This window comes from Psychrobacter sp. 5A.1 (genome assembly GCF_030407455.1).
In the GTDB taxonomy this organism is placed as follows: Bacteria; Pseudomonadota; Gammaproteobacteria; order Pseudomonadales; family Moraxellaceae; genus Psychrobacter.
In genome coordinates this window covers 1-12775 of the sequence record NZ_JASDDJ010000030.1, presented here as the reverse complement: position 1 = coordinate 12775, position 12775 = coordinate 1, and the positions used below count along the sequence as shown (strand labels likewise).

Sequence of the window (12775 nt, the reverse complement as noted above, 5' to 3'; positions counted from 1 at the left end):
ATGTTATTCAATAGTTAAAAACAGTTTATTCAGCCGTTTTGTGCAACAACGCATAATAGAAACCATCGCCACTCGCGCTATCAATCGGCAAGCACTGACGACCAATCACTTGTTCGATACCCCAACTGCAATCGTCGGTAAACTCAATCGCTACCGCATCATTATGATGAGTGATAAAGTCCTGCATTTGCTCGACGTTTTCTTGCTTTAAGATAGAACATGTCACGTACAGCAGATAACCACCAGCTTTGAGTTGTGGCCATAAGTTATGCAAGATGTCTGCTTGTAGCAGTGCCGTTTGCTCGATGTCTTCTTCGGTACGCAAGATACTGATATCAGGATGACGACGGATCACGCCCGTCGCGGTACAAGGAGAATCCAATAATATCGCATCAAATACGGGTTCATTTGTCGCCGCTTTTTTATTCTTGCCATGCTGCCATCTGGTCGCATCCGCACAGACAATGTTCAATGCAATGCTGTTATCTGCTTGCTGCAAATCATGCTGACTCAGATTTAGGCGCTGTAAATTCTCACGAATACGCTCGATACGTGGTGCTTCATTATCGATAGCCGTTACCTTGATATCAGTAATCGCAGGTGACGTTTCAGCATCGTCTTGTTTCACGTGAAACAACGATGATTCGTCATTAGCGCTTATGAGCTCTAACCAGTGAGCAAGCTTACCACCAGGTGCCGCACAAGCATCTAGAATGTGTATCTCATTATTACTTTCATCACTGTCGCTGTCAGTATTCGCACTTTCAGCAATGAGCTTAGCCATCAATGCTTTATTAATGATTGGTGCGGCAAGTTGCGCATGCATGTCTTGGACGCTAGCCGTTCCTAAAGCGAAATCAGGCAAAGCGTTAACGGCAGTGCTTTGATGTAGTCTAAGACCTTTGGTTGATAGCGTAGTAGCAGCGGCAGACTCTGATGAATTAGCTACCTTAAAACCAGTCGTTAGCTCAACGATATCTGCATCAATTTCTGCGCCATCCAATGCATGCTGATAATCCTCTACCGAAGTAACCGCCGAATTCACTCGTAAAAACATCGGGGCTGGTTGGCGCAAGCCTTGTGTCAGATCATCATACTCCTCGCTCCAATCTTGCTTAAGCTGATAAGCGAGCCAATTCGGTAGACTATGCTTTTTATCGCACTTCTTACGGAATTTACTTGGATTTTTGGCAACTTTACGCAAAATAGCATTCACCAAACCAGTAGAATGAGCGAACTCAATTTCTTTGGCTGCTTCAACGGTTTCATGAATCGCAGCATGGTCAGCCACTTCTAAATAGAGCAACTGTACTAAGCCTACTTGAATAGTGGTACGAACCTCAACTTCATCAATAGGGTTGTCTGCGAGCGTATCGAGCAAACGTGCCAGCGCATGCCACTGGCGCAATGTCGTGAGCAATAATGCATGGGCAAAGCCTTTGTCACCATCATGCAGACTGTTTAGTAACGGATCAAGGACGCTTGAGAGCGACTGACCGTTTTGAATAGCCAATAAGGTGCGAATCACACGCACGCGTACGCTACCATTCATAATAAGGTTGCTTGATGGTTTGAGCTTATTGTTTCTAGGCGCAGTACTGTTTTGTCTCATTAAATTTCATTTCCTTGACGTATGATCGATAGCGTCTTGTGCAGATAGGGTTAACTATCATTAAGTTAGGTTCAGTTATTTTGATTCTGTCGTAAATTGATCGCCGTCATCTAATTGGTTGCCGTGGCAAATTTGTTCAGCAGTCATCGGCTTCCCGCCCGCAAACTGTAAATGAGTAATGGCTAAAGTAGTAGCTGACGACTCGGTATCATTATCCTTACCACAAGCGACTAAAATCGCTTTACGTCCGACACTCACCACTGTGCCAGCAGGCTCATTGGTTTGCTGAGAGGCATTCACAGGCAAACTAGCCAACACTTTAACGCGCTGCCCTGCAAGAAAAGTATAAGCACCCGGCCATGGGGTCAGCCCTCGGATTTGGCGTTCAATAGCAGCAGCAGGCTGCAACCAGTCAACTTCGCCTTCCGTTTTGACCAGCTTTTCAGCATAGTTGGCTTGACTGTCATCTTGAGCGATAGCTTGCGCTTGATAAGTAGACAAGTCCTTTAATACGGTACTAATCGCTGTCGCACCAAGTGCAGCCATCTTATCATGTAGGCTAGCAGCGGTATCATCAGAGGCAATACTTTCGCTAACTTTATAAAGCATGTCGCCCGTATCAAGACCTTTGTCCATCTGCATAATGGTAATGCCGGTCTCATCGTCTCCGGCTAAAAGTGCGCGATGGATAGGTGCAGCACCGCGCCAGCGTGGCAACAGTGAAGCGTGAATATTCAAGCAACCATGAGTAGGCGTCTCTAATACACCAATAGGTAGAATCAATCCGTAAGCGGCAACAATCATCACATCTGGTTGATAGGTACGCAAAGTTTGTCTCGCATCCAGACCTTCTGTACTAGATTTTTTAAAAGTGAGTGGTTGCTCTACAGGGATATCGTTTGCGAGTGCAACCTCTTTCACCGCAGAAGCCGCCAGCTTTTGGCCACGGCCTGCTTTACGATCAGGCTGTGTGTATACCGCGACTATCTCTATATTAAGCGCTTCTTGCTGACTGATTAGTGACTCAAGGCTAATCGCTGCAAACTCAGGCGTGCCCGCAAATACTACCCTTAACCGGTTAGTAGTTGGGGTATCATGGTCGGTAAGCGAACGGGATGAATCAAAGGTGGGAGCTGTTGTAGTCATAATCATGCATTATATAAGGTTTATCTGTTCATTATAGGTGAGTTTACGACGTAGTGCCATGATTGTCATTGCCTCGTCTTAGTATCACCAATGACGTTGGTTGCCTTTATAATATAAAGAGCATCAAGCGTTCTACCTACACTATTTTTACAAAACAATGCGGTGTTCATAGCCACTCTCTGTAAACAGTGCATGGTTATTCTGCTATAAATAGAAGATACAATATGTACGTACCAAAAACGTTGAGCCATACAGCGAGGCCATATCATCATTTAGATGTATAAATGGGCCAATTGATGGCGCACCCTAATGCGTATAGAAAACTTATTATGATTTCACTATATTTTTTTGTGTCGAGATAGGACCACGCTTTCATGCAACAGTTTCAGTCCTTACAGCGCTTATTGATTTTTTATACTGTGACCTTGGTGATCATGTTATTGCTGTACTATGTCACACTGTTTGATGGGATGAAAAATCATACTGAGCAGCACAGTATAGATACTTTTCACTCGTTGCAGCACAGTATTATTGAGCATGCAAATCCTATCGATAGTGACATAAAAAGAATTCTAGAACAGCCTACTTTTGATCACATCAGCTATCAGCTGATATTAATAACCCCTTCTGGACAAACCTATATCCATCAGAACACTCGTCCTAATGAGTCTACTTTTTCTACCGTTACTTTTCCTACACTTGGCACAACTGCCACTAACAGTAATGACCACAGCTCTTACACTGTCAATAGTCATGATCTGGCCGGAATCATTAACCTCAAAAGCGGTCATCAAGTTTATATCGTATTGCGTCACGAGCCTTTTGTTATCGATTGGATATCCTACCGTTACTGGCTACCAATAATGGTGGCCATCGTACTTTTTTTCATGGCGTTACTCTATATGCTTGGTCGTCAGACCAACTGGGCGCAACTGCTGGTTTATACTGATAATTTGAGTAACGGCGCAAAAGAAGCTTATACACCGCCGCCCTTTTTGCAAAAAACATCTACCACTGAGTTTATGCTTTTAGGTCATGCTTTGAGCCGTGTCAGCTACCAATTACACAATGACTATCGTCGTATAAAAACCTTAAAACACCGTTTAGAACGCTTGGTTAACCAATCACCTCTACCGATGTTGATGAGCATACGCCATGGTCAAATTAGCTTTTACAATCAGCGTTTTGAGCAAATATTCACACCTGTGGCTCAGAGAGAACAGGGTTATGAGCTGACCGACTTTGTCAAAGGCAAGGATGAGGCCACACAAACACTCTTACAAACGGTGTCTAATTTACGTGTTACCCGTACACTTATCGTTTATGGTTTAGAAGATAAACAAGCCTATCAATTGCATGTGACACCATGGTTCGGTGAACATGGGCAAGTCCATGGTTTTACCGTTACTTTCAATAACATCGATGAAATCATGCGCCAATCTGAGCAATTGCAGCGACAAAACGAGCAGTTAAGAAAAAAATTCAATGAATTTAGCAAGCTTAAATTTGCTATCGGTCATCAGCTACGTATTCCATTAGAGGCGATGATTGATACGCTAGAACCAATCGACCCTCATACATTGTCTATCGACCAAAAGAAAACGTTGAATATTTTGATTAAAACCAGCCAAAGTATGTTGACGGTGCTCAACGACACATTACATATAGGCAATATCGAAGTTAGGAAAACTCGCCTCAGTAATGAACCGGTCGATATTTATAAACTGGGGCAAGAAGCCAATGATTCGATCATAAAAGAAGCACAGCAAAAATCACTTGAGCTAATATTCAGCTTTGCTCCAGACTGTCCACGCTCAATTGCAACTGACGATATTCGCCTCAGACAGATATTACTCAATTTATTGCATAATGCCATCAAGTTTACCCATTCGGGCTACATTGCACTGACTGTGGACGCTATTCATCAAGAGCAGGTGGCAACCGTGAGTAAAGACACTTTATTCTCTGTCAATCAAAACCTTGCAGCAGTTGAAAGCGATCGTTGGATACGCTTTAGTGTGCAAGATACAGGCGTCGGTATAACCTCTGCCAAGCAACAGGCACTACTGGCTTCTTTGAATAAATCTCGTGGCCAAGATATCAATCTAGTAGAGCAAAATGCTATGGAGACGGGGCTAGGACTAAAAAACGTCGATAGCTTTGCACGCTTACTGGGCGGCTTTATTGAACTAAAAACCGCGGTCAATGAAGGCAGTACCTTCAACCTTTACTTGCCTTGCAAAAATCCCAATTATCAGCCGATATACCATCCCAATCAGCAATTGAGTCAAATTTATCTTATCGCAGTCGTTCATCAACCACTCGTTGCAGAACACTTGCAGCGACTGTGCGAGCATCTGTCTATATCGACGACTGTCTTTACTTCTGTAGATCCAACCACCATATGCCAACTAACAGAGCAACTCAGGCAAGATAAGCAGACTTTAGCGCCCTTACTATTGCTAGATTATGAGTACTACGACACCAGTGCCCTGTTAATAGGCCATGATGTAGTAAGCCATGAAGCCAAATCTACTGAGCCCGATGAAAATCATCAAGCCATACAGATGCCCTTTGATTCAACAAATTTAGCATCGGCTAGCAACAGTCAAAGAGCGGAAAGTATTGATAGACGGCAAGCGTTGAATAGCTTACTCGCTGATACCTCATTACCTAAAATACTATTTAGTATGAAGTCTGAGCGCCGCATACCTTCTTTATTGCTCGATCAGTGTGATGGATTTTTGACAAAGCCGTTAGACAGCGCGCTCTTACTTTCTGAATTGCTACGCTTGACGCTGCCTGTGAGACAAACACTGGTGCAAACACAAACTGTTAAAGAAAATATTAGCGAATCTACCAGTCAACCAAATAGCAGCCAGACTGTAGCCCCACTTATTCTAGTCGTAGAAGACAGTTCTACGAACCAAAAAATCGCCTGCAAAATGCTAAGCAAGCTTGGTTATCGCAGTATCGTCGCAGAAGATGGGCAACAAGCGTTAGATAAGTTACAGGCTCAGCGTGCAGAGATTTCATTGATTTTGATGGACTGCCGCATGCCAGTTATGGATGGGCTACAAGCCACGCAGGCGATTCGTGCCCAAGGTGATGACATCCCTATCGTGGCGCTCACGGCAAATAATACGGAAGAAGATCGCGAGGCTTGTATGCAAGTAGGCATGGATGAATTTTTATCCAAGCCTATCAATAAAAAAGCATTGGAATCTGTTTTGCAGAGCTTTATAAAACCATAAAAATCTATAAAGCTCACTGCTTGGGTTTAAGCCATTACTTCATAAAACCATTATCTGCTAAAAATGCCTCTGTGATTTGGCTTTGTGGACTTGGCGCATCCATACCACTAGATTGTGATTTATTTAATAAACGTTCTAAATAGCGTGCAACGATATCCACTTCGATATTCACTTTGTTTCCAACCAGCCAATGTTTAGCGATATTGGTCACTTGCGCCGTATGTGGAATAATATTTAAAGAAACAATATTGTCACGTACAAGGTTCGTCGTCAGGCTAATACCATCTACTGTGATAGAGCCTTTCGTCACTGTGTAATGCGCCAACTCCTGTGGTATCGTAATCTCAATATAGATCGAGCGCGCATCTTGCTGTAGCTTACTTACTACCCCAACGCCATCCACGTGACCAGCCACAATATGGCCACCGAAACGTGTTGTTGGTAACATGGCTTTTTCTAGATTGACAATATGACCAGGTTTTAAAGTCTCTAATGCTGTACGAGCGATAGTCTCACGTGAAACATCAACAGAATAATGATTGCTACCGAACTCTACCACCGTCAAACAAATGCCATTTGAGGCAATCGAATCTCCCAGCTTTACATCACTGAAATCTAAATCATTAGATTCTACTGTCAAACGTATATCACCGCCCGTAGGCTGCATAGATTTTACTTTTCCCACACTCTCTATAATTCCAGTAAACATATTGGCCTCATCTCTTTGTAACATTGCCGTTATCGACAATATATTTTATATTCATTCGTATTTTAGTGGTGTTTGTCCAAACTATATTTTTAGTGAAACCTAAGCTAATTCTATGCTCATTATGGGATAACTTGTGGATAAGTAATGATAAATCAACCCTTAGCAAGCCAAAACCCTCGATAATAACAAGTTATCCACAGGAAAATTAAATTCGAAAACAGGATAAGTTTCTTATAAATTAAGTGTAAACTACTGATTTGCATGTGTTTATTAACGTTATTGTGTAGAGGTGCATAATATAAGTTTCATGTGAAACGAAGTTATACACAGTTTCATGTGAAACCTAAGTTATATAACATTACTTATCCACATTTAGCCCACACCAGATATAAATGATAGATAAACCCTTTACTCTCAATGGCTTATAGAGGTAACAGCGTTAACTTAAGATCAGAGCCTACTCGTTCATGGCTACTAACACTAAAACGTAGCTGTTGTGCCAGCGATATAGGATCAAAATCAACCATAGGACGAGCTTGCGCACCAAGCAGACATGGCGCTTGATAGACAATCAATTCATCTACGAGCTGTTGGCTTAAAAAGCTACCAGCGACGCTAGCACCAGCCTCTACTAACACGTCATAACATTGATACTCACTGACCAAATTTTTCAGTAATGCAGTCAAGTCGTCTTCACGCCAATATAGCGTATTTGGACGACGACATAACTGATGACTAGACTCTGGATTATGCTCTAGCCGTTGACGTCTATCTAGCACTACTACGATAGGTGGCGGCACTTGCTCAGGTGGAATACCTAATTGGCTAGAACGTACATTAAGCTGTGGATCGTCCGCAATTATCGTTTCACTACCCGTAATAACCGCACCACTTTGTGCGCGTAGTTTCTGTACGTCTTCACGGGCGGCGGCTGAGGTAATCCATTTTGACTCACCAGACGCCATCGCTGTACGACCGTCCAGACTGGTTGCTATTTTCAGTCGTACATAAGGCATCTGAGTACGCATGGCTTTCAAGAACCCACGATTTAATGCTTCTGCCTGCTCTGTCAGTACGCCAACTATAACCTCAATACCAGCTTGTTCTAACAACCTTACACCGCGACCTGCGACTTGTGGATTCGGATCTAGACCTGCAATCACGACACGTTTCACATTCGCGGCAACCAGCGCCAGCGCGCACGGCGGCGTACGTCCTGTATGACTACATGGCTCTAATGTTACGTAAGCAGTTGCTCCTGCTGCTCGTATGCCCGCTTCTTTCAGCGCAAATACTTCTGCGTGAGGCTCACCCGCTTTCGGGTGAAAGCCTTGTCCGACTACTTCTCCTGCTTGGACAATGACACAGCCCACTGCAGGATTGGGCCTTGTGGTATACAAACCTTGTTTCGCCTGCTCAATAGCAAGCATCATAAAGTAGCGATCTTGTGCATCTTGAGCATGGTTTTGAATAGACATAGCAGTGGACTTAATCAATAATTGAAGGTTCTATATAAGAAAGTAAGTGTTTGAGACCTGATTAATAGAGTAACTATGACTTATTTATCAGTTTCGTTCGATTGTTTTTCATTTGGGCGGATATTGGCAATTTCTTGATGAAAAGCATCGATATCTTGGAAGTCGCGATAGACACTAGCAAAGCGCACATAAGCGACATCATCCAACGTTTTGAGCTCACTCATGATAATTTCACCTAATACTTTACTGCTAATTTCACGCTCACCCATCTGTCTGACACGCTTCTCAATTCGGCTAATCATCGCTTCTTGTTCATCAATCGTGATAGGTCGTTTTTGCAAAGGCAATAAAATAGAGCGACGCAGTTTTTCATTGTCATAGGGCTCAATTTTGCCACTTGATTTGATAATCCTTGGCATCACGACTTCGACCATCTCAAAGGTAGTAAAACGCTCTTGGCAGCTATTGCATGAGCGGCGGCGGCGAACTTGCGCACCTTCCGCAGCAAGACGCGAGTCAATAACTTTAGTCTCTGACGCATTACAATACGGACAGTGCATCGCATTTTCCTTGTTTTAACATTGAGAGTCAGAGTCTTTATTTATGAGACCCATGCTAGATAAGCACATCATAGTAATACTTTATTATTTGCCAATACAGAAGCTACCAAATATCTTGCCCAACAAGTCATCAGCGCTAAATTCGCCCGTAATTTCGCCCAGACTGCGCTGTGCTTGACGTAAGCTTTCAGCGACTAACTCTCCTGCTTGGAATACGGTCAGCTGCTCATGGGCCTCTGCCAAACAGTCAACCGTTCGTCTGAGGGCATCCAAATGTCTTGTACGAGCGATCAAGCTGTTCTCTGGTGGATGAAAACCCACTTTAGCACACAATGTTTCGACCAGATTATCGATACCAATACCTGTTTCACATGAAACATTCACTTGTTCATAGCCTCTGTTTTTTATTTCAATTTGTGACAAGGAAGCCACTGATTCACTATTATTAGCGCTTAACAAATCACTTTTATTGGCAATAATCAGTAAGCGTTTGGCCTCTGGTAGCTCGCCAAATAACTGTTCTGCCAGTTGCAATGGTGTACTGTCTTCTTCAAGGTCACGAGTCACATCGTAGACCATCAGAAGCATGTCAGCCTGCGTGATTGCGGTACGAGCACGCTCGATCCCGATACGCTCTACAGTATCTTCTGTCTCACGCAGCCCTGCCGTATCAGTAAGATGTAATGTCAGACCATTGAGTACGACCGTCTCTTGGAGCGTATCACGCGTGGTGCCAGCCACATCGGTCACGATAGCACGCTCTTGCCCTGCTAGGCGATTAAGTAGGCTGGATTTGCCTGCATTTGGCCGACCTGCTAACACCACATGAATACCATCACGTAGCAGCTGGCCTTGTTTTGCAGTCGCCAATACTTGTTGTATCTTATCTTGCGTTTGCTCAAGCTTATTTTGTATCACGCCATCAGATAAAAAGTCGACATCTTCTTCATCAGGGAAATCAATGGCCGCTTCAACATGCAAGCGCAGATGAATAAGTTGCTCTAACAGTTGATTGATTTTTTGTGAAAACTCACCGCTTAGTGAGCGAATAGCACTACTAGCTGCCGCCGCACTGGTTGCATCAATGGCGTCAGCAATCGCCTCTGCCTGTACCAAATCTAATTTGTCATTATCAAAAGCTCTATAAGAGAACTCCCCTGCACTAGCTTGTTTTGCACCCAACTCGAATACGCGTGCCAGTAGCTGGTTTTGCAAAATCATGCCGCCATGTCCTTGCAGCTCAATCACATCTTCACCGGTGAAAGAATGCGGCCCTTTAAAATACAGCACCAAACCTTCATCAATCACTGTGCCATCAGCCTGATAAAATCGGCAAAAACTGGCCATACGTGGGGTGAAAGCAGACTTACCAGTTAGCGTGCAGGCAATATCATAAGCACGCGCACCTGAAAGACGTATGACGCCGACACCACCACGCCCAAGCGGTGTGGCAATGGCAGCAATTGTGGCCAATCCAGAGGCTTTAGGCGGTTCAGATGAATTAGATACAGTTAACGTCATCTCTAAGGAATCCACAATTACTCTCAGTAGCTAAAAACCCCATTATAAACCTCTGTACTCATACAGACAAAACAAACTTTGAAAGGAGATCCCATTGGACGTGTTTTCATTTTGATGTTGATAAACTGTGGATAAAAAAGCTATCACTTATCCATCACACATAAAAAACCACCGCCGTAGCGATGGTTTTCTATCAGTTCATAAGCTAGAGCTAGTTAGTCTAGTACTTTAACCGTACGACGTTTTTGCTCTTCGTCAACTTTTCTATTGACGATATATTGCTGAGTCATACTAAACAAGTTGTTCACTGTCCAGTATAAAACCAAACCTGCTGGGAAGAACAGCATGAATGCCGTAAAGATAATCGGCAAGAACTTCATAACCTTTGCTTGCATTGGATCAGCTGGCTGCGGGTTCAACTGCTGCTGAATAAACATCGACGCGCCCATTAGTAGCGGCAAAATGAACCATGGATCCATCGCTGAAAGATCATGAATCCACAAAACCCATGGCGCATGACGCAGTTCAACGCTTTCTACTAATACCCAGTACAAGGCTAAGAAAATCGGCATCTGCATCAAGATTGGCAGACAACCAGCCATTGGATTAACTTTTTCTTCTTTGTATATCGCCATCATTTCTTGCGACATCTTCATACGATCATCGCCATGCTCTTCTTTGAGTACTTTGAGTCTCGGTGCAATGGCACGCATCTTCGCCATTGAGTAGTAGCTCTTATTAGAGAACCACATCAAGGCAATTTTAACCAAGACCGTTAGCATGATGATTGACCAACCCCAGTTGCCAACCACTTTGTGCACGCCTTCCAAGATAGCAAACAAGATTTTCGATATTGGCCATAGTAGACCATAATCAACCGTTTTATTTAGGCCTACTGCGACATCTTTTAGCTCAGACTGTACTTTTGGACCTGCATACAGCGTCGCATTCAAAGTGACTTGCTTGTTAGGTGCTACATTCACCAGATGACTGTTAAAACCAATAAAGTAATCATCACCCGTTTCGCGGCTAAAGAATGTACCTGTAAAGTTTTCAGGCGTCCATGCAGAAACAAAATAATGCTGCACGATGCCAACCCAGCCTTTATCACTGGTCGTCGTCAACTCACCATCGCTAAAATCACCAAATTTCAGCTTATTATAAGGATCGTCTGGCGTACCCCAAGCACCGCCCAAGTAAGTCGCCATGCTCAGCGCGCCTTTATCAGACATACCAGGATCTTTACTATCATCACGCTTTAGCTGCGCAAACATCTGACCTTGCCAAGCGTTGGTAGACGCGTTTTGGATCTGATAGCTAATATCAATCGGATATTTATTTTCAGTAAAAGTGAACGTTTTGGTGATTGTCACGCCATCTTTTTTATAAGTAAGCGGGACTGACAATGTTTGTTGCCCGTCTTCCATCACATAATTATTAGCCGTATGGTTGTAAGTCGCTCGACCCTCTGCCGTATCAATACCATTTTGACCGATGAGTCCAGACTGAGCCACGTATACACGATTGCTGTTATTTTCTAACAATACGAAAGGCTTATCGCTATCGAGCGTTGCGTCATACTGCTTGAGTGCAGCATAGACAATATCACCGCCTTCTGGATTGATTTTTATATCATAGCGATCAGTTGTTACCGTGATTAGACCTGCGTTCTTCGCAGGGGCAGCTGTCACAGTATCGTTATTCGTAGGTAGCGTTTGTACCGGAATATCGCCTGCTGCACCAGTGGTAGAAGGAATGTCAGCACCTACTGAATTTGTAGTTTCTGGCACCGCATCTACAGCTGGCGCATCGGCATAATCATCTCGCCATGCCAAAATCAGCAGATAAGCGGTAATTAGCATCGCAATGATGATCATCACCCGAAATATCTTTTGCATAAACCTTTCCTAGATTAAAAAATTAGGGAATGAAAAATTAGGGCATGTGTCATGACGGTACTACGCAGTTATCCTCATACACGGCAACTGCATTGGTCGTCATTTACATAAAATGTGCATCATTTTACTAAAAATCCGTCTCAAATGATACCAAGAGTGTGGATAACTTGTGGGTAACTCACCAGAGGTAATAGCGACATTACTAGAGGGCTATAAGAGAGCAATCTTTATTCTGGTTTCATCAGATAGTTAAGTCGAGCAACATAGCTGCTAGCGTCTCGATACACACCCAATCCTAAAAAGCCCACATCAGAGGCTTTCATAATAGGTAGATAATGATAAGAAGATAAAGGAAGAGGCACAAAGTCTATACCGTGCCCACCTAGAGGGTGACACCTACTAAGACGTCTTAATAGTAACCAACTACCTGTACGAATCCCATGCCATACCAAAGCTTGTTTGCCATAATTTGAACAAGTGGGATAGTAACGACAGCGAGCAGGTATGATGGGACTGATTATTTTTTGATAAAAAACAATCGTATTAAATAAAAAAAGAAAAAATATTTTATTTATATTTTTAAAAAAACAATTCATT

At 43.2% G+C, this 12775-nt stretch carries 9 protein-coding genes; 1 reads left to right on the top strand and 8 read right to left on the bottom strand.

Features of this window, described 5'->3' with window-relative positions:
* Nucleotides 1-25 precede the first annotated feature (25 nt).
* Both QL982_RS08295 and fmt read right to left on the bottom strand, forming a co-directional pair.
* Complete coding sequence (locus QL982_RS08295) at nt 26-1612, bottom strand: transcription antitermination factor NusB (protein WP_290163203.1); 1587 nt, start codon at nt 1610-1612, stop codon at nt 26-28.
* A gap of 75 nt (nt 1613-1687) precedes the next feature.
* Nucleotides 1688-2758: a methionyl-tRNA formyltransferase gene (gene fmt, locus QL982_RS08290; protein WP_290163205.1), complete on the bottom strand. Its 1071-nt coding sequence runs from the start codon at nt 2756-2758 to the stop codon at nt 1688-1690.
* Nucleotides 2759-3132: 374 nt separating this feature from the next.
* Here fmt and QL982_RS08285 point away from each other — a divergent pair, with 374 nt between their 5' ends.
* The gene (locus QL982_RS08285) at nt 3133-6012 is read left to right on the top strand and encodes a response regulator (protein WP_290163206.1); all 2880 of its coding nucleotides are present in this window, start codon (nt 3133-3135) and stop codon (nt 6010-6012) included.
* A 34-nt stretch (nt 6013-6046) separates the two neighbouring features.
* On the opposite strand, the gene QL982_RS08280 is transcribed toward QL982_RS08285, so the two are convergent.
* The 6 genes from QL982_RS08280 to yidD form a co-directional block, all read right to left on the bottom strand.
* Nucleotides 6047-6721 carry a riboflavin synthase gene (locus QL982_RS08280; RefSeq protein ID WP_290163208.1) on the bottom strand — a complete coding sequence of 225 codons (675 nt, stop codon included), beginning with the start codon at nt 6719-6721 and terminating at the stop codon, nt 6047-6049.
* Between the two features lie 422 nt (nt 6722-7143).
* Nucleotides 7144-8199, bottom strand: a complete 1056-nt coding sequence (gene ribD, locus QL982_RS08275; RefSeq protein ID WP_290163210.1) for a bifunctional diaminohydroxyphosphoribosylaminopyrimidine deaminase/5-amino-6-(5-phosphoribosylamino)uracil reductase RibD — start codon at nt 8197-8199, stop codon at nt 7144-7146.
* A gap of 80 nt (nt 8200-8279) precedes the next feature.
* Nucleotides 8280-8759 carry a transcriptional regulator NrdR gene (gene nrdR, locus QL982_RS08270; RefSeq protein WP_110922147.1) on the bottom strand — a complete coding sequence of 160 codons (480 nt, stop codon included), beginning with the start codon at nt 8757-8759 and terminating at the stop codon, nt 8280-8282.
* 84 nt (nt 8760-8843) lie between these two features.
* Nucleotides 8844-10280 (bottom strand): tRNA uridine-5-carboxymethylaminomethyl(34) synthesis GTPase MnmE, encoded by a 1437-nt coding sequence (gene mnmE / locus QL982_RS08265; RefSeq protein ID WP_290163213.1) that lies wholly within the window; start codon nt 10278-10280, stop codon nt 8844-8846.
* A 215-nt stretch (nt 10281-10495) separates the two neighbouring features.
* Entirely contained in the window at nt 10496-12178 is a 1683-nt protein-coding gene (gene yidC / locus QL982_RS08260) for a membrane protein insertase YidC (protein ID WP_290163215.1), read from the bottom strand.
* A 227-nt stretch (nt 12179-12405) separates the two neighbouring features.
* Nucleotides 12406-12774 carry a membrane protein insertion efficiency factor YidD gene (yidD, locus tag QL982_RS08255; RefSeq protein ID WP_290190260.1) on the bottom strand — a complete coding sequence of 123 codons (369 nt, stop codon included), beginning with the start codon at nt 12772-12774 and terminating at the stop codon, nt 12406-12408.
* Nucleotide 12775 lies beyond the last annotated feature (1 nt).